Here is a 21,855-nt window from a genome sequence, read left to right on the forward strand (position 1 = left end):
ACGATGGTGTTCGAGTACGCCCCCGCACCCGAGTCGCGCGACGTCGTCGACATCCAGCCGTCGTACGGGCTGTTCATCAACGGCGAGTTCGTGGACGGCTCAGGGCCCACGTTCAAGACGGTCAACCCGGCCACCGAGGAGACGCTGGCCGAGGTCGCCACCGCCACCTCCGACGACGTGGACCGCGCCGTGCAGGCCGCCCGCAAGGCCTTCGGCGTCTGGTCGTCGCTGCCCGGCGCCGAGCGGGCCAAGTACCTGTTCAGGATCGCCAGGATCATCCAGGAGCGGGCCCGCGAGCTGGCCGTCCTGGAGTCGCTGGACAACGGCAAGCCCATCCGCGAGTCGCGGGACGTCGACGTGCCGCTCGTCGCCGCGCACTTCTTCTACTACGCCGGCTGGGCCGACAAGCTCGCCTACGCCGGCTTCGGCGACCGGCCGCTGGGCGTGGCCGGCCAGGTCATCCCGTGGAACTTCCCGCTGCTGATGCTGGCCTGGAAGATCGCCCCCGCGCTGGCCTGCGGCAACACGGTCGTGCTCAAGCCCGCCGAGACCACGCCGCTGACCGCGCTGCTGTTCGCCGAGATCTGCCGGCAGGCCGAGCTGCCGCCGGGCGTCGTCAACATCGTCACGGGCGCGGGCGAGACCGGCGCCGCCGTCGTCGCGCACCCCGACGTCAACAAGGTCGCCTTCACCGGCTCCACCGAGGTCGGCAGGATCATCGCCCGTACGGTGGCCGGCACGTCGAAGAAGCTCACGCTCGAGCTCGGCGGCAAGGCCGCCAACATCGTTTTCGACGACGCCGCCATCGACCAGGCGGTCGAGGGCATCGTCAACGGCATCTTCTTCAACCAGGGACACGTCTGCTGCGCGGGCTCCCGCCTGCTGGTGCAGGAGTCGGTGCAGGACGAGCTGCTCGACTCGCTCAAGCGGCGGCTGTCCACCCTCCGTCTCGGCGACCCGCTGGACAAGAACACCGACATCGGCGCGATCAACTCCGCCGCGCAGCTGGCCAGGATCAGGGAACTGTCGCAGGCCGGGGAGTCCGAGGGTGCCGAGCGCTGGTCGCCGGCGTGCCCGCTGCCCGACAAGGGCTTCTGGTTCCCTCCCACGATCTTCACCGGCGTGGCGCAGTCGCACCGCATCGCCCGGGAGGAGATCTTCGGCCCCGTCCTTTCCGTGCTGACCTTCCGCACCCCCGCCGAAGCGGTCGAGAAGGCGAACAACACCCCCTACGGCCTGTCCGCGGGCGTGTGGACGGAGAAGGGCTCGCGCATCCTGTGGATGGCCGACCGGCTCCGCGCCGGAGTCGTCTGGGCCAACACCTTCAACAAGTTCGACCCGACCTCGCCCTTCGGCGGCTACAAGGAATCGGGCTACGGCCGTGAAGGCGGCATCGCGGGGCTGGAGGCCTACCTTGACGTGTGATCATCGCCTGCGGCGCAGGCGGGCCCGGCGCGCCTACGCCACCCGCGGTCACGCCTACGCCCGCGCGGGCCGCCCTGTGCGGACCGGCTGGTTCGCCCACCGCTGCGGGGTCAGCCGCTGCGGCCAGATCTTCGTTCCCGTACGGCCGGCGGAGGAGAAGCGATGACCAGGTTGACCGTCCGCAAGACCTACAAGCTGTTCATCGGCGGGGCGTTCCCGCGTTCCGAGAGCGGAAGGTCGTACGTCGTGGCGTCCCCCAAGGGAGACTTCCTGGCCAACGCTTCCCGCGCCTCACGCAAGGACGCGCGCGACGCCGTGTCGGCCGCGCGCAAGGCGTTCCCTGGGTGGTCGGCGGCCACGCCGTACAACAGGGGGCAGATCCTCTACCGCGTCGCCGAGATGCTGGAGGGCCGCCGCGGCCAGTTCGCCGACGAGATCGTCGGGCTGGGCAAGAAGGCCGCCCTCGAGCAGGTGGACGCCGCCATCGACCGCCTCGTCTGGTACGCGGGCTGGTCGGACAAGATCGCGTCGGTGCGCGGGTCGGCCAATCCCGTCGCGGGGCCGTACTTCAACCTGTCGTCGCCCGAACCGACCGGCGTGGTCGCGGTGATCGCGCCCGCCGACCCGCTGCTCGGGCTCGTCTCCGTCGTGGCGCCGGTCATCGTCACCGGCAACACGTGCGTGGTCGTGGCGTCGGAGAGCTCGCCGCTGGCCGCGATCACGCTGGCCGAGGTCCTGGCGACCTCGGACCTGCCCGGCGGGGTGGTCAACATCCTCACCGGGCACCAGGCGGAGATCGCGCCCTGGCTGGCGGCGCACATGGACGTCAACGGGCTGGACCTCACCGGGGTGGCGGACGCCGACCTGGCGCTACGGTGCGAGCAGGACGCGGCGGAGAACCTCAAGCGGGTGATACGGCCTGCGGCGGCGGACTGGAGCGCGGACCCGGGGATCGGCCGGATGACCGCGTTCCTGGAGACCAAGACGGTCTGGCACCCGGCGGGGGTCTGACCGGCGACGGTTCCCGCCCGCCGACCACGCGGTTCGGCGGGCGGACTGCCGGGGGCTGTGGAAGCGGAACGGCTCACCCAGGTGCGCCGCGGCCGCGGGCACGTCGCCGCGGAAGCGGGCTTCGTGGTAGCCGCGGACGGCGCGGCGAGTCCGCTCCTGTGCGGTCATGGTCATGGCCGGGATCCGCTCTGGGCCAGGTGGTCGGCCAGGCGATGCTGGTTGGCGGCCAGCCGCAGGCACATGTCACGGAAGACGACCAGTTCCTCGGGCGTGAACCCGTCGAACATCGCCCGCATGGCGAGCTGCGCCGGCCTGCGGAACGCCTCGACCCAGGCGCGCCCGGCAGGCGTGATCTCGGCCAGGACGGCGCGCCGGTCTCCCGGGGCGGGGACCCGGCGGACCAGCCCGTCGCGTTCGAGCGTGTCGACCAGGCCGGTGACGTTGCGGGAACTGACGCCCGCGGCTCGGGCGAGGTCGCCGATGCTGATCCCCCGGTCGCCGGCGCTCAGCCGGACGAGCAGGTCGAGGGCGCCCGCGCTGACCCCTCTTCCCTCGGAGCCGTGGGCGCGCATGCGCTCGACCGCGTGATAGGCGGTGCGGACGGCCGCGGCCGCCTCCAGCGGCGGCAGGCCGTCCTCGTGGTCGGTGAACTGGGTCATCGCCGCTCTGACGCGGGGGTCGTAGAGATAACCGGCGGAGTCGGACTGGTAAGTATGTACGTCCTTCATAGTAAGAATGGAGATTAGTACCTACTTCCAGATCTGGCCAGTCCCGGGTGTCAGGTCAGTCATGCTTGTGGACCGTGACGGCCTGGATGGCCCACAACACGATCGTGTGCACGGGAGAGTCGTGCCGGGTCACAGCGGCGCCGTGCGCGTACTCGTCCAGGACGAGGACCTCGTTGACGCGGTCGAACTCGACGACGACGCCCTTGAGCGACTGGCCGCCGAGCAGGTGGACCGTCACGCGCTGCGGGCTTCCCTGCATGTCGGACAGCAGGTCCCGCCACACCTTCGCGGCGGCCATCCGTCGCCCTCTCTCGGACTCGGCCATGCGCTCACTTCCCTTCGGGGCACACGCACGCGCGGGCGGGGCTCACCGCTCTTCGATCGGCGTGTCCGACCAGCGGAGCAGGAAAGCCGCGGCGTCCCATCCGGTGTAGGCGATGTGGCGGATGATCTCGTCGCCGCGGTGGACGACGACCTGGAAGACGAAGTCCTTGTCGCCGAACTCGCCCATGATGCTGACCGTGGTCTCCTCGCCGGGCCGGAGGGGCTGGTCGGGCCAGGCCATGGCGGCGGCGTTGGCGGTGAAACGCGCCAGCATCGCCTTGACGATGGCCACGTCGTCGGTCATGAGGCCAGCCTGCCAGCGGCGTGGGCAAGAACCGGCAAAACCGGCTGCCCCGCCCGCGCGGGCGGCGGCAGGGCGCTAGCGGGGTTTGGCGCGGCGGGTGGGCTGGGCGGTGAGCGGGTCCTCGGGCCACGGGTGCCGGGGGTAGCGTCCGCGCAGCTCGGCGCGGACGGCGCGGTAGCCGTCCCGCCAGAAGGAGGCCAGGTCGGAGGTGACGGCGGCGGGCCGCCCTGCGGGGGACAGCAGGTGGATCAGCAGCGGCACCCCTGACACGCGGGGCGCCTCCTGCCAGCCGAACAGCTCCTGCAGTTTGACCGCCAGCACCGGTTGCTCGCCCGAGTAGTCGACGCGGATCCGCGAGCCGCTGGGCACCTCGATGTGCGAGGGCGCGTCGTCGTCGAGGCGGCGGTTCCACGGGACGAGCCGGCGCAGCGCGCCGGCCACGTCGAGGCGTTCGAGGTCGGCGCGGCGGCGGGCGCGGGACAGCTCGGGTTCGAGCCACCGGTCGGCGAGGCCGATCAGGTCGTCCATCGGCGGCCACGGGTCGCCGACGGCGCGACGGCAGAAGGCCATCCGGTCCCGGACGGCGACGGCCTCCCTGGTCCAGGTGAGCACGTTGTCCGTGCGCAGGCCGTGTAGGAGGGCGGGCCGGACGTCGGCGTCCTTCAACGGGCCCGACGACAGCTCGATGGCGCCCAGCCGTTCGACGACGCGGGCGCTGACGTCGCCGCGACGCCAGGCGACCTCCTCCTGGACGGTCACCGGCACGACCCGCCGGGCGAGGACCTCGTCGATGACGACCGCCTGCCTGATCCTGGCGGAGGCGGCACCGGTGGGGCGGTCGGCCACGGCGATGGCCAGCCATTCGGCGGTGCCGAGCCGGGAGCCCTCGGGCAGCTGTGCCCTGGTGCCCGAGGCCATGAGGAAGCCGCCGCCGCTTCTGCGGGCCACCCGCTCGGGGAAGGCCAGGGCGACCGCCAGGCCCGCGACCTCGTCGTCGGGGCCCTCGATACGGGCGCCGGTGAGCCGCCTGACCTCGCGCAGCCAGCGCGGGTCGCGGTCGCGGGCGGCCTTCCGCCAGACGTCCACGAGGTCGTCGCCGGCGTCCTTGGGGAGCTGCTCGGACAGCAGCGCCACCACCCCCGCGGCGCGCGGGCCCGCGTCGAGCAGGGCCCTGGCCAGGCGCGGGTGCAGGCCCGCCATGGCCATCCGCCGTCCCCTGTCCGTCACCCGGATCCGCCCGCGCGCGGGATCCCCTCCGGCGGCGTGGGGGAGGGCGGGACCGTCGTCACCCGGCGCGTCGCCGGCCGGGGGCGCGGCGATGCCGTCGCCCGGAAGGCCGGCCCCGTCGAGCGGTTCGACCGCGCCGAGGGCGCGGAGGGTGCGGACGGCGACCGACATCGCCGCCGCGGGCGGCCGGTCGAGCAGCGCGAGGCCGGCCGCGTCGGGGGCGCCCCAGCACGCCGCCTGCAACGCGAACTCCGTCAGGTCGGCCAGCAGGATCTCCGGCTGGGCCTGCGGGGCCAGCCTCGCGTGGGTGGCCGAGGTCCAGCACCGGTAGGCGGTTCCCGGGCCTTCCCTGCCCGCCCGGCCGGCCCGCTGGTCGGCCGCGGCGCGGGAGACGTGGACGGTGGTCAGCGAGCCGAGCCCGCGGGCGTGGTCGGTGCGCGGCTCCCTGGCCAGCCCCGAGTCCACCACCACACGGACGCCGGGCACCGTCAGGCTGGACTCCGCGACCGCGGTGGCCAGCACGACCCGCCGGGTGGCCGACGGCCTGAGCACCGCGTCCTGGACGTGGGCCGGGGCCTGGCCGTGCACCTGGAGGACGTCCACGGCGGTGCCGAGCATCGCGGCCACCCGGGAGATCTCGCCGACTCCCGGCAGGAAGCACAGCACGTCCCCCTCGCGCTCGGCCAGCGCGCGCCGTACGACGTCGGCCACGTGCGCCAGCAGCGCCGGGTCGACGCGCAGCCCGTGCGGGGGCGCGACGGGCCGTGGCGGCGGCGCCCACACGATCTCCAGGGGATGGGCGACGCCGGAGGCGGAGACCACCGGCGCGTCGCCGAGCAGCCGTGACCACGGCCCGGTGTCGGCGGTCGCGGACGCGGCGACCAGGCGCAGGTCGGGCCGGAGCGCCTCGCGGACGTCGAGCAGGAACGCCAGCGCGGTGTCGGCGTCGAGGTGGCGTTCGTGACACTCGTCGATCATGACGGCGTCGACGCCCGGAAGTTCCTGGTCGCGCTGGAGGCGCTGCAGCAGCACGCCGGTGGTCACGACCTCGACGCCGGGCCTGCGGCCCTCGCGGTGCTCGCCGCGGATGGTGTAGGCGACGTCCATCCGGCGCGCCGCCGCCCGTACGGCGAGCCTGCGCGGCTCGGCGACCAGCACGTTCATGCCCGCCTCCGCCAGCGCGAGCGGCACGACCGTGGTCTTGCCGGTGCCCGGCGGCGCGGTCAGGACGGCGCGCCCGCAGTCGTCGAGCGCCCGCAGCAGCGCGGGCAGCGCGCCGTGGATCGGCAGCGGGTGACCGGCCGGAGCCATCAGCCCGCCGCGCCGATGACCGAGTCGAGCAGGCCGGGGAAGCGGTCGTCGAGATCGCCCTTGCGCAGCGTCATGAACTTCTGCCGGCCCTCCTGCCGGGTCGAGACGACTCCCGCGTCGCGCAGGACCCGGTAGTGGTGGGACAGCGTCGACTTGTGCAGCCCGATCGCCTCGCCGACGCCCCGGCACGTCAGCTCGACCTCGGTCGCCAGCTTGACGACGACCTCGAGCCGCGCGGGGTCGGCGAGTGCGTGCAGCACCTCGGTGAGCTGGATGTCCTCGATCGCCGGTTGAGGTAGCAGGCGCATACCGTCACCCTGCCGCTTCGTTGGAAGGTTTGACAACAATCCAACTATACGCGAGCTTGGTCCCCATGACCCACAAGCTGTACGCCCTGGCCCTGGGGAACTTCTCCGTGGGCACCGGCATGTTCGTCACCGCCGGGCTCGTGCTCCCCATCAGCCATGACCTCGCCATCTCCCCCTCCGCGGCGGGCCAGCTCATGACCGTGTTCGCGCTGGCGTACGCGATCCTGTCGCCGATACTGGCCGCGCTGACCGCCCGGTTGTCCAAGAAGCGGGTGCTGCTCATCGGCTTGGGCGTGCTGGCGGCGGGCAACGCGTTGACGGCACTGGCGCCCACGTTCGGCCTCATGCTGGGCACGCGGGTGATCGCGGCCGCGGGGGCGGCCATGGTGACGCCCGTGGCCTCCGCCGTGGCGACCGCGTTGACCGAGCCCGAACGGCGGGGCCGCGCGCTGTCGGTGGTGATGGGCGGCCTGACGGTGGCGTCGGCGGTCGGCGTGCCGCTCGGGACGTGGATGGGTGGCGCGGCCGGCTGGCGCGCGGCGGTGTGGCTGGTGGTGGTGCTCGCCGTGATCGGCTTCGCCGCCGTCGCGCTGGTCGTGCCGGACGTGCGCATGCCCGCCTCGACCAGGATCCGCGACCGCTTCACCCCGCTCGCCGACAGGGGCGTGCTGGCCGTCCTGCTGACACAGTTGCTGATCTTCGCGGCGGCCTTCACCGCCTACACCTACATCGGCTCGCTGCTCGACCTGCCGCTGGCGGCCGTGCTGTGGGCGTGGGGCATCGGCGGGGTGGTCGGGAACGCGGTCGGCGGCCGGCTGACCGACGCCTACGGCCCGCGCAGGATGGTCTTCCTCGGCATCGCGGGGGCGACCGTGCTGCTCGGCCTCATCCCCGTGGCGAACCTCAACCTCGCAGTGGCGCTGGTGTGGGCGTTCGCGTGGGGGGCGCTGGGCTGGCTGATCGGCCCCTCGCAGCAGTTCAGGACGGTGGCCACCGTCCCGGACAACGTGCCCGTCGGGCTCGGCCTGCTGGCCTCCAGCCAGTACCTCGGGCTGTTCGTGGCGGGCATCGCGGGCGGTGTCGCCCTCGACTGGTACGGCAGGACCGGCGTGGTCGTGCTGGCCACCGCGCTGGGCGCGCTGACGCTGCTGTTCACGCTGGCGACCTACCGCCCCGCCAGGCAGGCCGTGGCGGCATAGACCAAAGGCCGATGCGCGGGCCGGGGGCGGCTCGCCAGACTGTGATCGTGACCGATCCACGTGACGAGCCCGCCCCGTTCGGCACGATCGTGCTGCTGACGACCCTGTCGGCCGTGGCGGTGGCCGCCCTCCAGTACTTCGTGGCCGAGCGGCTCAACCTCAAGCTGCTGCTGGTCGGCCCGATCGCGCTGGTGGCCTTCGAGGTCGTCGTCCACGAGGTGTGGTGGCGACGCTGGTGGGGCGCCGTCCCCGGCGCCCTCGCGGGCCTGGTCCTCTACTTCGAGGGCCGCCAGATGGTGGCCGAGCCCGTGGCGTACGTCGCGGCGTGGGCGCTGTTCGCGGTGGTCTTCTGCCTGGCCAGCCGGATCCCGCTGGGCGGTCTGGAGGAACGGCGGGCGGGCCCGGCGGGTCCGGGTCAGGACCCGGCCGAGTGAGATGGGTGGATCCGGGCGGGTGACCGGCCGGGCCGGCCCCGAGGGGTCAGGCGGGGATCCAGCCGAGTGACACGGCGGCGATGACGAAGAGGCCCAGCAGGATCCGGTAGATGACGAAACCGGTGAAGCGGTGGGTGCTGATGTACTTCAGGAACCAGGCCACCGCCGCGTAGCCCACCACGAACGAGATGAGCGTGGCCAGGATCGTCGGCCCCCAGTCGGGTGCCTGCCCGCCACCGATCTCGAAGAGCTCCAGCAGGCCCGACGCCAGCACCGCGGGGATGGCCAGCAGGAAGGAGTACTTGGCCGCCTCCTCCCTGCGGTAGTCGAGCAGCAGGCCCGCCGTGATCGTGCCGCCCGACCTGGACACGCCGGGGATCAGCGCGAGCGCCTCCGCGAAGCCGTAGACCAGGGCGTGGGTGGTCGACAGGTGCTTCTCCAGCGTCAGCTTGGCGCGCGCGGTGCGGTCGGCGAACCACAGGATGATCCCGAAGACGATCAGGGTCGTGCCGATCAGGCGCAGGTCGCGGAAGACGGTCTCGATCTGGTCCTTCAGCGTCACGCCCAGGACGGCGATGGGGATCGTGCCGAGGATGACGTACCAGCCCATCCGCGCGGGGAACAGCCGGCGCAGCTCGGGCCGCCACAACGAGCGCGTCCAGGTGGAGATGATCTCCCAGAGTTCCTTGCGGAAGTAGATGAGCACGGCGGCCTCGGTGCCGAGCTGGATGACCGCGGTGAAGGCCGCCCCCGGGTCCTCCCATCCGAAGAACGCCGAGACGACCCTGATGTGCGCGCTCGAGGAGATCGGCAGGAATTCCGTGAGTCCCTGGAGCAGCCCGAGGACCACCGCTTCGAACCAGCCGATCACGAGACACACCTTCCGTAGACAGTCGTGCAGGCCGAACGACTCCTGAGTGTGGCATGTGATCGCCGAACTCGTGTCACGGGCCCGGTGCGCCGGGGTCGGCCCGCAGGACGTGCGGATCGATGAAGGGCGCCCTAGGGTGAATCGGGTGAGGCCCCTGCTGCTCGTGGACGTCGACGGCGTGCTCAACCCGTTCGGCCGCCCCAATGCGGACTTCAGGCGATATACCTGCACAATCGGTGCAGACTCCTACACCGTCCACCTCAACGCCCGCCATGGCGCCAGGCTCATGGAGCTGGCCATCAGGACCCGCGCCGAGTTGGTGTGGGCGACCACCTGGGAGCACAGCGCCAACGAGTGGATCGCCCCGAGGATCGGCCTGCCCCAGCTGCCGGTCGTCTCGATGGAGCATCGGCGGCCGAGCGAGCGGGGCGAGTCGTTCAAGACCCCCTGCGTCGCCGACTACGTCCAGGGCAGGCCGTTCGTCTGGTTCGACGACCACCTGTGGCACGCCGACGAGGAGTACCTCCGCAGGCATCAGGGTGTCGACGACTTCCTGCTCGTGCCGATCGACCCGCGCCACGGCCTGACCTTGCGACATCTGGCCATGGCCGAGCGGTGGCTGACCCTGTCAGGGTTCAATCAGGGTCGCGGCTAGGAACGTCGATCGTGGGCAGCTCCGTTGAACAGGTGAAACGACACCACACGGAGGACTCGATGCACCGCTCGAGAGAACACCGCATCATCGCCGGCGTCTGCGGCGGGATCGCCGACCGTCTGGGCCTGCCGCCCACCCTCGTCAGGATCCTGTGGCTGCTGCTCTCCCTGATCCCCGGACCGCTGTGGGTCCTCTACGTCATCCTCTGGATCCTCATGCCCAACGGACCTGAGCGCCACTGACCCCGCCTATGCTCGAAGCATGAGGGAACGGTCGCTGACGCTCATCCAGGACGAACTCGTCGACTACGACAAGGCCATGGAACGCATGGCGGAGCTGGTCGACGAACGCCAGCGCGATGCGCGTCCCGACACGCTGTGGCTGCTCAGCCACCCCCCGGTCTTCACCGTCGGCAGGCGCACCCCGCTGCACCACCTGCCCGACCCCGCCCGGGGCATCCCCGTGGTGGAGACGGGCAGGGGCGGCCAGCTCACCTACCACGGGCCCGGCCAGCTGGTCGGCTACCTCATCGTCAAGCTCGGCGACGACGAGGGGATCGTCGACTACGTGCGCGAGGTCGAACTGCGCCTGGTCGCCGCCCTGGCCGAGCTGGGGCTGTCGGCCGAACGCCGCGACACCCCGCCCGGCTCCGAACTGCTCACCGGCGTCTGGACCACCGAGACCCGCCGCAAGATCGTCTCCATCGGCATGCGCCAGTCGCGCGGCGTCACCAGCCACGGCTTCGCCCTCAACGTCGACGGCGACCTCGAGCCGTGGACGTGGGCGGTCCCGTGCGGCATGCCCGAGGCCGACATGACCTCCCTCCTGCGCGAGCGGGGCTCCGCCGACATGGCCCAGGTCCGCACCGCCGTGGCGGGCGCCTTCGACGCCTCCTGAGCGCCTTCGCGCTCCCCGCTCGACCTCACCGGGGAAAGACCCGCACCTCGGCGTCGTGGGCGTTGCCCACCAGCTTGCCGTCGCATGTGATCAGTGGCGCTTCGAGGGCCTCGGCGAGGGTGAGGTAGCAGGCGTCATAAGCCGTGTAGTTGTGTCGCAACTCCCACACCCGCTCCGCGAGTCCTTGGAGCTCGTAACGGGAGATGTGGAGGGCGAAGTAGTCGATGCGGGCCTGCTCGGCCGCCTCTCGGGACAGTTTTCCGGCCAGTGCGAGCCCACGGAGCGTGGAGAGAACCTCGACGTCCAGCAGATGAGGCGCGTGGATGCTGCCCTGGAGCGCGTCGAGGAGTTCGCAGTCGGCATCGCGACCGGTGAGGGCCTCCACCATTGCCGACGAGTCAATGACAATCATCGCCTGCTCTCCGAGACGGCCTCGAGGATGTCGGCGGTTGAGGGACCGCCGCTGCGATCCCGCGACTTCAGACGGTTGACGATCTCGGCATTGGTCGGCCGGGCGGCGAGATCGGCAAGCTCCCTGGCGACATACGCGGACAGGGACATCCCTGCTTCTGCCGCCCGCTCCTTGAGGGCTTCCGCAACGGCTTCGGGCACATCTCGAATGTAGAGGGTGGCCATGGACTCATGCTAGCAATTTGCAAGCATCGGGGGTACGGCGGGCGCCGCCGTACCCCCGGGGGCTCAGCCGACGGTCTCGTCGACGGTTTCCTCGATGGTGCGGCGAGGGCCGGTGAACCACTTCCTGGCCGACAGCCGCCACCACAGCGCGATGCCGATCAGGACCCCGCCCACGGCGATGGGCGAGTAGTTCACCGCCGTCCAGGTGAAGTCCGGGCTCCAGGGCACGCCCGCGGGCGAGAGCGGCATGATGAAGTAGATCGAGATGATCACGATCTCGGCGACGGCGATCCAGCCGAGCACCTTGTACTTCGGGCCCAGCGTCCACGGGCCGGGCACGAAGCCGTCGCCCATGCGCAGCCGCAGGTAGATCGGGATCAGGAAGGCCAGGTAGAGGCCGATCACCGCCATCGAGACGACGGCGTAGAAGGCGATCGGCGTGCCGAGGCCGGCTGGCGCGTAGAGGGCGGGCAGCGTGATCAGCCCGGCGGCGACGCAGCCGGCGATGATCGCGTTCACCGGCGTGCGGTTGCCGTCCACCTTCGACCACAGCCGCCAGCCGGGGACGGCCCCGTCGCGGGAGAAGGCGTAGGTCATGCGCGACATCGAGGTCACGCAGCTCATCCCGCAGAAGAACTGGCCGATGGTGGAGATGGCGAAGACCGCCGTGGCCAGGTTCGCGGGCAGCGCCGTGTCGAAGATGGCGCCGACGAAGCCGAACTGCTTGTTGATCTCGTCGACGTTCGTGGCGGCGAACAGGAACGATAACAGCAGGACCCAGCCGCCGACCGCCGAGTAGAAGATCGACTGCCACAGTCCCTTGGCCGCCGACATCGACGCCCCCTGGGTCTCCTCCGAGACGTGCGCGCACGCGTCGAACCCGGTGATCGTGTACTGCGTGAGCAGGAAGCCCAGCGGCAGCACGAACCACCAGAACGTGGAGTCGGAGAAGCCCGAGTTGTTGATCGTCTCGGTGAACACGAAGCCGAGCGTCTGATGCTCGCTCGGCGCGAAGACCAGGATGGCGACCACGATCGCCGCGCCTGCCACGTGCCACCAGACCGAGATGTTCTGCAGCAGCGAGATGAGCCGGTGGCTGAAGATGTTGATCAGGGCGTGCAGCACCAGCACGATCACGAACAGCAGGAACGCCTGGGAGAGCGTGGCCTCCCAGGCGCCGCCGGTCAGGCGGTTGAGCGTGATGTTGAGGAACGTCGCGCAGCCGTAGTCGACGGACGCGGTGACGGCGACCAGCCCGATGAGGTTGAGCCAGCCGGTGAACCAGCCGTGGATCGGCTTGCCCATCCTCGCCGCCCACCAGTAGATGCCGCCCGCCGTCGGATACGCCGACACCAGCTCCGACATGCAGAAGCCGATGATCAGGATGAACATCGAGATCAGCGGCCAGCCCCAGGAGATGGCGATCGGACCGCCGTTGTTCCACGCCTGGCCGAAGGTGGTGAAGCAACCGGCCAGGATCGAGATGATCGAGAAAGAGATGGCGAAGTTGGAGAAACCGCTCCAGGTCCTCGACAGTTCCTGCTTGTAGCCGAGCTCGGCGAGCCGCCTGGAATCCTCGTCTAATGTCATGGGATCTCCTCGGGTTGTGCTAGTGCCTCCGGACGTCGTCGATCAGGCGGCCGACGCCGTCCAGGTCTCGTACGGCTCGCGCGAACTTGCCCGCCGCTTCGGCCTCGTAGTCGAAGTCGGCCTGCCGTACGAGCAGGCCGTGGTGGACGGAGAACCACAGGGTCCACGTCACGTTCGACATGATCTTGAAGAGCTGGACGCGGGAGTCGTGGTCGCCGCTGTTGAAGTAGGCCCTGGCCAGGCGCGCGGTCTGGTCGGGGTCGAGGTCCGCCTCGGCCGCTATGTCGCCGAGCTCGAAGGCGGGGTCGTTGTTGCCCGAGAGTTGGTAGTCGACGATGCGGATCTCGTCGTCCTGGGCGATGAAGTTCTCGGCCAGCAGGTCGTTGTGGCACGGAACGGTGGGGAACGCGGGGATCGCCCGCTCGATGTCCGCCACCGCGGGAAGGACGTCGTCGTAACCGGGCGGAACCGCCAGGTCATGAGCCTGGCAGCGGGCGCGGAACTCGCGCAGCTTGGCGAAGATCGAGAAATCGTTGACGAAGCGGGGTCCGGCGTGGAGGCGCCGGCAGGCCAGCGCCACCCTTTCTAGATTTTTGTTGATTTGTCCGGCGTTAAGGGTGATGCCGTCCAGGTATTCGATCAACAGTGCGTGCACCTCGGGAAAATGGCGCAGCACCGTGGGCCCGACGCCGGTCTCGGCGGCCCTGATCGTGTTCTCGATCTCCTGCTCGATCGGAATGCCCAGGCCGGCCGCGCACACCGCGGGATCCAGCACGCGCAGCAGCCATCGCTCGCCGTCCCCCGTCTCGACCTTGGCGATCAGGTGACTGAGGCCGCCCTTGATGGGGGTCTGCCTGACCGGCCGCCCGGCCCAGTCGGAGACCAACTCGATCACGTCTGGCATACGCGACTCCCTTTGGCCTACATTTAGACCATTCCGCTGCTGTGGGCAAGGTGACTCATGAGAAATGCGCCCATCAGACCTCCGCCACCCTTCCGCGCCAGATCCGGGTTCTGGTGGCGGTCCACCTAGCGCGTTTCTCATACGTACAGGGCGGTTTCGATCATGGGCATACCCGATTCGGCACAGGCGATCGTGATCGGCGGGGGTGTGGCCGGCTGCAGCGTGGCCTACCACCTGGCCCGCCTCGGCTGGCGTGATGTCGTGCTCGTCGAGCGGCACGAGCTGACCGAGGGCACCACCTGGCACTCGGCCGGGTTCGTCGGGCAGCTGCGCTCCACGGTCACGCAGACACGCATGATCATGTATTCGGCCGGGCTCTACCCCGAGCTGGCCGAGCTCACCGGGCTCGATCCCGGCTGGCACGGCGTCGGCGGGCTGCGGCTGGCGACCACGCACGAGCGGGTGGAGGAGCTGGTACGGCAGGCCGGAGCCGCCGAGACCTACGGCCTGGAGATGTCGCTGCTGTCCGGCAGGCAGACCCACGACCTGATGCCCATGCTGAACGACGAGGACGTCCTCGCCTCGCTGTGGCTGCCGGGCGACGGGTGGCTGGACCCGGCCGCGCTGGCGCGTGCCCTGGCGGAGGGGGCGGCGAAGCTCGGCGTCCGGATCGTCACGGGCGTGCGCGTCACCGGGATCGACGTGGCCGCGGGCGCGGTCCGCGCGGTCCGCCTGGCGTCCGCCGTAGGAGGCGAGGAGACCTGGACGGTCACCACCGGGACGGTCGTGAACTGCGCGGGCGCGGCGGCGGGAAAGGTGGGGGCACTGGCGGGGACGGACGTCCCGATCGTGCCCATCAAGCACCAGTACGTCGTGACGCACCCCGCCGGCATCCCCGCGGCCACGCCGACGGTGCGCGACCCCGACAACATCGTCTACTTCCGGGAGCACGAGGGCGGGATCCTGGTCGGCGGCTACATCCGCACTCCCGAGATCTGGGACGCGGCCGACCCGCTGGCCGAGTCGAGGATGCTGTTCGAGCCGAACCTGCCGAAGTTCAGGGAGTCGTGGGCGGCGGCCAGGCACCGGCTGCCGGTCATCGCCGAACGCACCACCGACGACTTCGACCCGTCGCAGGTGGCGCGGATCGTGCACGGGCCGGAGGCGTTCACCCCCGATGGCGAGTTCCTGCTGGGGGAGACGGCGGTGCGCGGGTTCTGGGTCGCCGCGGGCTTCTGCGTCCACGGGCTGGCGGCCGCCGGCGGCGTGGGCAAGGTGATGGCGGAGTGGATCGTCGAAGGGGTGCCCGAGTACGACCTGTTCGGGATGGACGTCCGGCGGTTCGGAAGCTACGCGGGGTCGGGGCGGTGGGCGCGCGCCAAGGCACTCGATTCCTACGCGAAGTACTACGACATCGTCTATCCAGGCGAGGAGCGCGTCGCCGCCAGGCCGCTGCGCCGCTCGCCGGCCTGGGCGCGGCAGGCCGGGCTCGACGCCGAGTTCGGGGAGAAGGCCGGATGGGAGCGGGTCAACTGGTACGGCTCCAACGCCACCGGCGACGGGCCGCGACCGCTGGGCTGGGCTGGCCGGGTGTGGTCGCCTGCCGTACGGGAGGAGTGCCTGGCCACGAGGGACGCGGCGGGCCTGTTCGACCAGACGTCGTTCGCGAAGCTGGAGGTGTCGGGGCCGGGCGTGCTCGACCGGCTCCAGTGGCTGTGCGCCAACGAGATCGACAGGAACGTCGGCGCGGTCGTCTACACGCAGCTGCTCAACCGGCGGGGCGGCATCGAGGCCGACCTGACCGTCACCCGGCTCGGCGAGGACAGGTTCCGCCTGGTCACCGGCACCGCGTACGGCACGCACGACGCCGCCTGGCTGCGCCGCCACGGCCTCGACGTCACGGACGTGACCTCCGCCTACGCCTGCTACTGCCTGTGGGGCCCGCAGGCGGGCGCCGTCCTGGAGCAATTGTGCGACGACGACCTCGGCTTCCCGTACCTGCAGGCCCGGCGGATCAGCGTGGCGCACGTGCCGGTGCTGGCGCAGCGGGTGACGTTCGTGGGCGAGTACGGCTGGGAGCTGTACTGCCCGGCCGAGTACGGCCTGACCCTGTGGGACGCGCTCGTGGCGGCGGGCCTGCCGTACGGCATGCGTCCCGGGGGCTACCGGGCCATCGACTCGATGCGCCTGGAGAAGGGCTACCGGATCTGGGGCCTGGACATCACTCCCGAGACGACGCCGTACGAGGCGGGGCTGGGCTTCGCCGTCCAGGCGGGCAAGGACTTCCTCGGCAAGGACGCGCTGGATCCCGCGCCGGAGCGGACGCTGCGGTGCCTGCTGCTGGCCGATCCCCGGCGGGTGTGCCTGGGCGGTGAGCCCGTGCGGGTCGACGGCGCGCCCGCCGGCAGGGTGACCAGCGGCGGGTACGGGCATCGGGTGGACGCCTCGATCGCCTACGTGTACCTGAGCGGGCGTCCGGAGAACGTGACCGTCGGTGTGGACGGCACCTGGGTGGCGGCCACGGTCGAGGAGCGCCCGCCGTACGACCCGGGGCACGAGCGGATCAGGTCACGTCCAGCACGATCTTCCCGCTGATCCGGCCGCTCCTCGCCCACACGGTGCTGGCCTCGTTCGACGGTGAGCTGGTGCGCCAAGCGCTCGGTACGCGAGCTGGCCACGGCCTTGACAGCGTGATCTCCATCCAACACCCTTTCACTATTGAAATAGTGAAAGGGTGTTGGCGGCGTGATCGACTTCCATCTCGACAGGGGCTCGGGGGTGTCCACCTACCTCCAGCTCGTCCAGCAGGTCAAACAGGCCCTGCGGCTCGGCACCCTGCGGCCGGGTGACCAGCTGCCCACCGCCAGGGAGGTCGTCGAACTCCTGGCGATCAACCCCAACACCGTGCTCAAGGCCTACCGCGAACTCGAAAGGGAGGGCCTGGTCGTCGGCCGTCCCGGTATGGGCACCTTCGTGGAACGCTCGATCGGCGGCGCCACACTGGCCGACCACACCCGGTTGCGCGCCTCTCTCTCCGCGTGGGTACGGCAGGCGCGCGAAGCCGGGCTCGCCGACGAGGACCTGCACGCGCTCTTCGGGGCGGTCGTCAGGGAGGTGGCGGCGTGATCGAGGTGACGGGGCTGAGGGTGCGGGGCAGACTGCGTGACTGCTCGCTCCACGTCCCCGCGGGCCGGGTGGCCGCACTCGTCGGGCCGAACGGCGCGGGCAAGACGACCCTGCTCCACACCGTGGTGGGTCTGATCACCCCGGACAGGGGTACGGTCCGGGCCACGGGCGACATCGCGTTCGTGGCGCAGGACAAACCGCTCTACGACTCCTTCACCGTCGCCGAGACGCTGACACTGGGGCGCAGGCTGAACCGGCGGTGGGACCAGCGCCTGGCGACCGCCCGGCTGGCCGAGCTCGGCATCCCGCTCGACCGCAGGGTCGGCCGGCTCTCGGGCGGCCAGCAGGCGCAGGTCGCGCTCACGCTGGCGCTGGCCAGGCGGCCCGACCAACTCGTGCTCGACGAGCCGCTGGCCAACCTCGACCCGCTGGCCAGGCACGAGGTGATGCGCTCGCTCATGTCCGCGGTCGCGGAGACCGGCATGGGCGTGATGATCTCCTCGCACGTGGTGTCCGACCTGGTCGACACCTGTGACTGGCTGGTCGTGCTGAACGCGGGGCGGGTCCAGGTCAGCGGCGACATCGAGGACCTGCTGGCCGGGCACCGGATGATGACGGGGCCGCCGGAGCTCACGCTGACTGCGACGGTCGTGGGCGGGAGCCGTACCGAGCGGGAGCAGAGCTGGCTCGTGCGGGGCGCTCCGGTCGCGGACCCGCGCTGGCGGACGCGGGCGGTCGGGCTCGACGACCTGGTGATGGCCTACCTGCGCAGCCCCGAGGCGGCGGCGCTGCCGCGACTGACAGGGGTGCAGGCGTGATCTGGCTGACCTGCCGGCAGCACAGGGGGCAGCTGCTGGTGATGTCCGGGTTGCTGGCGGCGCTCGGAGTGGTGTTCCTGGTGTCGTGGTTGGAGGCGACGGCGTTCGTCGCCTCGCACGCGGGACTCGGCGCGGGCGATCTCGACGCCGCGCTGGCCGAGCGCTACCAGGCCGTCTACACACTCTTCGGGTGGCTGCCGATCGTGGCCCCGGCGCTGGTCGGGGTGTTCTGGGGCGCGCCGCTGCTGGGCAGGGAGTTCGAGCGCGGGACCCACCAGCTGGTCTGGACGCAGGGGGTCTCGCCGCGGCGCTGGCTGGCGGTCAAGCTGTCGGTGCTGGGCGGGGCGGTGGCGCTGGGCGGGCTGGCCATGTCGGCGATGGTGTCGGCGTGGCGGCCGCTGTTCCGTACCGACACGTTCGGCAACATCGGCATCTTCAACATGCTCGGGGTGGAGCCGGTCGCCTGGTGGGTGTTCGCCTTCATGCTCGGGACCGCGGCCGGGGCCGTGCTGCGGCGCACGCTTCCCGCGATGGCGGTGGTCGTCGGGGTGCTCGCGGTCATGACGTTCACGCTGTTCAGCCTGAGTGACCACTACGCGACGCCGGCCAGGGTGGTGACGACGGAGGCGGGCGTCGAGCAGGACGCGCGGCTCGTGTCGCGGGCCTGGACGGATCCGGCCGGCGCCGAGATCGCCGTGCCGCCCTCGGGGGTGTGCCCGCGCGACCCGGGTCTGGGACGGGGGGAACGGGCGCAGCTCGCCTACGAGAGATGCCTGATCGAGAAGGGCTACCGCTACGTGTTCTACGTCCACGGCCCCGAGAGGTTCTGGCGGTTCCAGCTCATCGACGCGGCGATCCTGCTGGCGGGGGCGGGCGCGCTGGGGTGGCTCACCGTTCGCCGGGTCCCGAGGTCCGGCTGACGTCCGGGGCGGGTGCGCTGGGGCGGCCCGCTCTTCGCCGGGTCCCGAGGTCCGGCTGGCGTGCGGGGCGGGGGTGTACGGCTGGCGAGGCCAGCCGTACGAGGTGGTTGGCCGCCGGTCAGGTCCAGGAGACTCCGCGCTGCACGGTGCCACCCCCCTTCCCCTCGGGATGCCCACAGCATGAATCGTGATTTTTCGCTCTTTATGGTGATAAAGCGATCCAGGCTGCGTTCGTAATGATCGACAATTGCCCGGGGGATTTCAAGTCCTTGATCTCTTCACTCGATCTTGTTAGGTTGCAACCGTTTGCGATCTCTGGATACGGGTGGCGATGATCCATGGGAAAGCGGTCCGTGGGCTTCCGCGAGGTCTTCTCCGTCGCGGAATTCCGCCGTCTCTGGGGCGCGACCGTCATCTCCGAACTGGGTGACCAACTGGCCCGGGTGGCGGTGGTCGTCCTGGTCTACCAGCGGACGTCGTCGGCATGGCTGACCGCGCTGTCCTACGCGCTCACCTATCTTCCGGCGATTATGGGTGGCTCACTGCTCGCGGTTCTCGCCGACCGATATCCGCGCAGAAATGTGATGGTTTCCGCGGATCTCGCCCGAGCGATTCTCGTCATCCTGGTCGCCATCCCCGGAATGCCGCTGGTCGCGCTTTACGTGTTGCTCTTCGCCGTGCAGGCGCTGGAGTCGCCCGCGCGCGCCGCGAGGGCCGCCATCCTGCCCCAGATGCTCGACGGTGACCGCTACACCGTCGGTGTGGCCGCCTACCACGTGACCAACCAGGTCACCTACGTCGCCGGCTTCCTGGTCGGCGGTCTCGTCGTCGCCGCGACGGGGCCGGGGGCCGCGTTCGTGATCGACGCCGGCACGTTCGCGCTCTCGGCGACGCTCCTCGCCGGCCTGGCGGCGTACCCGCCCTCGGAACCGGCGCGGGCCGAGAAGGCGCGGCTGCGCGACCGCGTCGAGACGATCACCGGGCATCCCCGGCTCCGGTGGCTGGCCATGCTGGCGCTGCTGGCCGCCTTCTCGATGACGCCGCTCGCGCTCGCCGTGCCGTACGGCAGGCAGATCGGGCTGGACGAGGACCTGGCGAGCCTGCTCATGGCCGCCATCCCCGCCGGGTACGTGGCGGGGACGTTCGTGCTGACCACGAGGGTGCGGCCGGAACGGCGGGCGCGCCTGCTCGGGCCGCTGGCGCTGGCGAGCTTCGTGCCGCTGCTGGGCGCCGCCGCGCTGCCGCCGCTGGCGGTGATGCTGGCGCTCCTGGTGGCCTGCGGGGCGCTGACCGCCTACCAGGTCGTGGCCAACGCCGAGTTCGTGGCGCTGGTGCCCGACGAGCGGCGCGGTGGCGCGGTCGGTGTCATCGCGGCCGCGCTGACGGCGGCGCAGGGGCTGGCGATGGTGGTGGCGGGGATCGTGGCCGAGTTCACGGGCGCGGGCGGCGCCATCGCGATCTTCGGTACGGCAGGCGCGGTCGCCGCGCTGGCCCTGCTCAGAGGCCCGCGCGTGGCGGCCGGCCACGTCCTCACCGGCTGACCGGCCGGCCCGGCGCACCCCGCCGCGTGGCCTGGCGCACCCTGCCGGCCGGCCCGGCGCACCCTGCCGTGTGGCCCGGTGCGCCCACCGCGTGGCCCGGTGCGCCCGGCCGTGCGGTTTACGGCGTGCTCGGCTTCCGGTGTGCCCCGCTGTGCGGTTCCGGTGTGCTCGGCGCCTGCCGGGCGGCTCCCGGTGCGCTCGCTCGGCGTGCTCGCCCGGTGGTCGCGGTCAACTGAAGGCGTCGACGGCCGCCTGGTCGAAGGCTTTCAGGTCGTCCGGTTTGCGGCTGGTGACCAGCGTGCTGGGGCCGGCCGTGCAGACGACGACCTCCTTGTCCTCCCAGGTCGCGCCCGCGTTGCGCAGGTCGGTCCTGAGGCTGGGCCACGAGGTGAGCGTGCGCCCGCGGACCACGTCGGCCTCGATGAGCGTCCACGGCGCGTGGCAGATGGCGGCGACGGGCTTGCCCGCGTCGAAGAAGTCGCGCACGAAGCGGACGGCATCCGGTTGCATGCGCAGGAAGTCCGGGTTCGCGACGCCGCCGGGCAGGACGAGTCCGTCGAAGTCGGCGGCCGAGACCTCCGACACGGTGGCGTCCACCGGGAATTCGTCGGCTTTGTCGAGGTGGTTGAAGGCCTGGATCTGGCCGGATCGCGTGGAGATGAGCTGCGGCGTGCCGCCGGCCTGCGTGATGGCCTTCCACGGTTCGGTCAGTTCGATCTGCTCGACGCCTTCGGGGGCGACGAGGAAGGCGATGTTTCTCATGCTCGTCGCCGTGCCCTGAGGAAGGGGATCTATGCGCATAAACCCCTGGGGGGTATATAGTGATGCGCACGGGCTTCCCAGCAGTGAGGAGAGATCGATGACCGTCACCACGTATCAGGTCGAGGGTATGACCTGCGGACACTGCGTCAGCTCGGTGACCGCCGAGGTGGGCAAGGTGGCCGGGGTGAGCGAGGTGTGTCGTGCTGCGGCTCGGGCGGCTGCCACTAAGGGCCGGCTACGGCTCGGGCGGCTGCCACTAAGAGTCGGCTACGGCTCGGGCGGCTGCCGCCAAGGGTCGGCTACGGCTCGGGAGGTCGTCGCCAAGGGCCGTCGGCGCGAGGAGCGGCCGCGGGAGCGGGAGACCGGCCCAGGCCGACACGGCGACGCGACGACCTGCACGCCGGGCGGATCACGATGTGAAGCCCGGCGCGCGGCCTGTGGTCAGGGGGTTCCGCCGCGGGTTCCTTCTCGGCCGTGGCATTCGACAGCAGGAGCCGAGAAGGTCACTCCCGGGTGGCCGGACGGTGGCGGACCAGGTGGTGGAAGGCGCAGGCGGCCGCCGCGCCCACGGCGTACCAGAACAGGTCGGGCGGGTTGAACGTGCTGCCCAGCACCGGCGCCAGCACCCGTGGCAGGTTCAGCAGCTGCGCGAACTCGATCGCCCAGCTCGCCGCCAGCGCCACCCCCGCCGCCACCACGGGCCGCACCCGCGGGACGGCGAACACCACGATCCAGTACAGCAGCACCGTGTAGAACGCGTCACCCGCGTACTTCGAGAAAGGCCTGGTCACGAGGCCGAGAATGATCGTGACGACGGCGAGAAGCGTTATGCGGGTGCGCGGCATGCGATTACGCTAACGGGTC

25 protein-coding genes and 1 pseudogene are annotated in these 21,855 nt (G+C 71.1%); 14 read left to right on the top strand and 12 right to left on the bottom strand.

The features are described 5' to 3' along the window. The first annotated feature begins 3 nt into the window (after window positions 1-3). Genes ABZX22_RS38180 through ABZX22_RS38190 form a run of 3 tightly spaced genes read left to right on the top strand, consistent with a single transcriptional unit; the run spans window position 4 to window position 2,436 of the window. The gene (locus ABZX22_RS38180; protein ID WP_354919643.1) at window positions 4-1,425 is read left to right on the top strand and encodes an aldehyde dehydrogenase family protein; all 1,422 of its coding nucleotides are present in this window, start codon (window positions 4-6) and stop codon (window positions 1,423-1,425) included. After that, on the top strand, window positions 1,415-1,591 hold the full coding sequence (locus tag ABZX22_RS38185; protein WP_354919646.1) for a hypothetical protein: 177 nt from the start codon (window positions 1,415-1,417) through the stop codon (window positions 1,589-1,591). The genes ABZX22_RS38180 and ABZX22_RS38185 overlap by 11 nt, the downstream gene beginning before the upstream one ends. Beyond that, entirely contained in the window at window positions 1,588-2,436 is an 849-nt protein-coding gene (locus ABZX22_RS38190; RefSeq protein WP_354919649.1) for an aldehyde dehydrogenase family protein, read from the top strand. Before ABZX22_RS38185 ends, ABZX22_RS38190 begins: the two co-directional genes overlap by 4 nt. 170 nt (window positions 2,437-2,606) lie before the next feature. Here the strand turns inward: ABZX22_RS38190 and ABZX22_RS38195 are convergent, their stop codons facing one another. The 5 genes from ABZX22_RS38195 to ABZX22_RS38215 all read right to left on the bottom strand — a co-directional run bounded on the left by ABZX22_RS38195 (window position 2,607) and on the right by ABZX22_RS38215 (window position 6,638). Then, window positions 2,607-3,164, bottom strand: a complete 558-nt coding sequence (locus tag ABZX22_RS38195) for a MarR family transcriptional regulator (RefSeq protein ID WP_354919652.1) — start codon at window positions 3,162-3,164, stop codon at window positions 2,607-2,609. 55 nt (window positions 3,165-3,219) lie between these two features. After that, a complete protein-coding gene (locus ABZX22_RS38200) occupies window positions 3,220-3,489 on the bottom strand; it encodes a hypothetical protein (protein ID WP_354919655.1) in 270 nt (89 codons plus the stop codon). A gap of 42 nt (window positions 3,490-3,531) precedes the next feature. Beyond that, a complete protein-coding gene (locus ABZX22_RS38205; protein WP_354919657.1) occupies window positions 3,532-3,792 on the bottom strand; it encodes a hypothetical protein in 261 nt (86 codons plus the stop codon). Between the two features lie 75 nt (window positions 3,793-3,867). Next, on the bottom strand, window positions 3,868-6,330 hold the full coding sequence (locus ABZX22_RS38210) for an ATP-dependent helicase C-terminal domain-containing protein (RefSeq protein ID WP_354919660.1): 2,463 nt from the start codon (window positions 6,328-6,330) through the stop codon (window positions 3,868-3,870). Continuing rightward, entirely contained in the window at window positions 6,330-6,638 is a 309-nt protein-coding gene (locus tag ABZX22_RS38215) for a helix-turn-helix transcriptional regulator (RefSeq protein WP_354919663.1), read from the bottom strand. The genes ABZX22_RS38210 and ABZX22_RS38215 overlap by 1 nt, the downstream gene beginning before the upstream one ends. Before the next feature lie 65 nt (window positions 6,639-6,703). Here ABZX22_RS38215 and ABZX22_RS38220 point away from each other — a divergent pair, with 65 nt between their 5' ends. Together ABZX22_RS38220 and ABZX22_RS38225 are read left to right on the top strand one after the other, a co-directional pair. Next, window positions 6,704-7,837 (top strand): MFS transporter, encoded by a 1,134-nt coding sequence (locus tag ABZX22_RS38220; RefSeq protein ID WP_354919666.1) that lies wholly within the window; start codon window positions 6,704-6,706, stop codon window positions 7,835-7,837. Between the two features lie 47 nt (window positions 7,838-7,884). Beyond that, window positions 7,885-8,271, top strand: a complete 387-nt coding sequence (locus ABZX22_RS38225; RefSeq protein WP_354919669.1) for a hypothetical protein — start codon at window positions 7,885-7,887, stop codon at window positions 8,269-8,271. A 46-nt stretch (window positions 8,272-8,317) separates the two neighbouring features. On the opposite strand, the gene ABZX22_RS38230 is transcribed toward ABZX22_RS38225, so the two are convergent. Next, window positions 8,318-9,142: an undecaprenyl-diphosphate phosphatase gene (locus ABZX22_RS38230; protein ID WP_354919672.1), complete on the bottom strand. Its 825-nt coding sequence runs from the start codon at window positions 9,140-9,142 to the stop codon at window positions 8,318-8,320. Between the two features lie 145 nt (window positions 9,143-9,287). Between ABZX22_RS38230 and ABZX22_RS38235 the strand changes: the two genes are divergently transcribed. The 3 genes from ABZX22_RS38235 to lipB are packed head-to-tail and all read left to right on the top strand — an operon-like array spanning window position 9,288 to window position 10,694. Continuing rightward, window positions 9,288-9,797 (top strand): HAD domain-containing protein, encoded by a 510-nt coding sequence (locus tag ABZX22_RS38235; protein ID WP_354919675.1) that lies wholly within the window; start codon window positions 9,288-9,290, stop codon window positions 9,795-9,797. 59 nt (window positions 9,798-9,856) lie between these two features. After that, window positions 9,857-10,039: a PspC domain-containing protein gene (locus ABZX22_RS38240; protein WP_354919678.1), complete on the top strand. Its 183-nt coding sequence runs from the start codon at window positions 9,857-9,859 to the stop codon at window positions 10,037-10,039. A gap of 19 nt (window positions 10,040-10,058) precedes the next feature. Beyond that, window positions 10,059-10,694, top strand: coding sequence for a lipoyl(octanoyl) transferase LipB (lipB, locus tag ABZX22_RS38245; protein ID WP_354919681.1), 636 nt, complete (start codon window positions 10,059-10,061; stop codon window positions 10,692-10,694). A gap of 25 nt (window positions 10,695-10,719) precedes the next feature. On the opposite strand, the gene ABZX22_RS38250 is transcribed toward lipB, so the two are convergent. The 4 genes from ABZX22_RS38250 to ABZX22_RS38265 form a co-directional block, all read right to left on the bottom strand. After that, entirely contained in the window at window positions 10,720-11,106 is a 387-nt protein-coding gene (locus ABZX22_RS38250; RefSeq protein WP_354919684.1) for a type II toxin-antitoxin system VapC family toxin, read from the bottom strand. Beyond that, window positions 11,103-11,330 carry an antitoxin gene (locus tag ABZX22_RS38255; RefSeq protein WP_354919687.1) on the bottom strand — a complete coding sequence of 76 codons (228 nt, stop codon included), beginning with the start codon at window positions 11,328-11,330 and terminating at the stop codon, window positions 11,103-11,105. The genes ABZX22_RS38250 and ABZX22_RS38255 overlap by 4 nt, the downstream gene beginning before the upstream one ends. 63 nt (window positions 11,331-11,393) lie before the next feature. After that, window positions 11,394-12,920 carry an amino acid permease gene (locus ABZX22_RS38260; protein WP_354919690.1) on the bottom strand — a complete coding sequence of 509 codons (1,527 nt, stop codon included), beginning with the start codon at window positions 12,918-12,920 and terminating at the stop codon, window positions 11,394-11,396. Window positions 12,921-12,939: 19 nt separating this feature from the next. Next, window positions 12,940-13,824 (bottom strand): choline/ethanolamine kinase family protein, encoded by an 885-nt coding sequence (locus ABZX22_RS38265; protein ID WP_354919693.1) that lies wholly within the window; start codon window positions 13,822-13,824, stop codon window positions 12,940-12,942. 162 nt (window positions 13,825-13,986) lie between these two features. On the opposite strand from ABZX22_RS38265, the gene ABZX22_RS38270 reads away from it, so the two are divergent. From ABZX22_RS38270 to ABZX22_RS38290, 5 genes are all read left to right on the top strand, one after another. Next, a complete protein-coding gene (locus ABZX22_RS38270) occupies window positions 13,987-16,419 on the top strand; it encodes an FAD-dependent oxidoreductase (protein WP_354919696.1) in 2,433 nt (810 codons plus the stop codon). A 150-nt stretch (window positions 16,420-16,569) separates the two neighbouring features. Beyond that, entirely contained in the window at window positions 16,570-16,950 is a 381-nt protein-coding gene (locus ABZX22_RS38275) for a GntR family transcriptional regulator (protein WP_354919699.1), read from the top strand. After that, window positions 16,947-17,768 (top strand): ABC transporter ATP-binding protein, encoded by an 822-nt coding sequence (locus ABZX22_RS38280; RefSeq protein ID WP_354919702.1) that lies wholly within the window; start codon window positions 16,947-16,949, stop codon window positions 17,766-17,768. Before ABZX22_RS38275 ends, ABZX22_RS38280 begins: the two co-directional genes overlap by 4 nt. Next, window positions 17,765-18,688 carry a hypothetical protein gene (locus ABZX22_RS38285; RefSeq protein WP_354919705.1) on the top strand — a complete coding sequence of 308 codons (924 nt, stop codon included), beginning with the start codon at window positions 17,765-17,767 and terminating at the stop codon, window positions 18,686-18,688. Before ABZX22_RS38280 ends, ABZX22_RS38285 begins: the two co-directional genes overlap by 4 nt. A 338-nt stretch (window positions 18,689-19,026) precedes the next feature. Further along, window positions 19,027-20,229, top strand: a complete 1,203-nt coding sequence (locus tag ABZX22_RS38290; RefSeq protein ID WP_354919708.1) for an MFS transporter — start codon at window positions 19,027-19,029, stop codon at window positions 20,227-20,229. Window positions 20,230-20,457: 228 nt separating this feature from the next. On the opposite strand, the gene ABZX22_RS38295 is transcribed toward ABZX22_RS38290, so the two are convergent. Continuing rightward, window positions 20,458-20,991 (bottom strand): type 1 glutamine amidotransferase domain-containing protein, encoded by a 534-nt coding sequence (locus ABZX22_RS38295; protein WP_354919711.1) that lies wholly within the window; start codon window positions 20,989-20,991, stop codon window positions 20,458-20,460. Between the two features lie 97 nt (window positions 20,992-21,088). On the opposite strand from ABZX22_RS38295, the pseudogene ABZX22_RS38300 reads away from it, so the two are divergent. Beyond that, window positions 21,089-21,187 (top strand): annotated as a pseudogene (locus ABZX22_RS38300) (cation transporter); the annotation flags it as partial. 307 nt (window positions 21,188-21,494) lie between these two features. Here the strand turns inward: ABZX22_RS38300 and ABZX22_RS38305 are convergent. Beyond that, window positions 21,495-21,836 (bottom strand): DUF2809 domain-containing protein, encoded by a 342-nt coding sequence (locus ABZX22_RS38305; RefSeq protein ID WP_354919713.1) that lies wholly within the window; start codon window positions 21,834-21,836, stop codon window positions 21,495-21,497. Window positions 21,837-21,855 lie beyond the last annotated feature (19 nt).

It is taken from the genome of Nonomuraea sp. NPDC003804 (genome assembly GCF_040610675.1).
In the GTDB taxonomy this organism is placed as follows: Bacteria; Actinomycetota; Actinomycetes; order Streptosporangiales; family Streptosporangiaceae; genus Nonomuraea.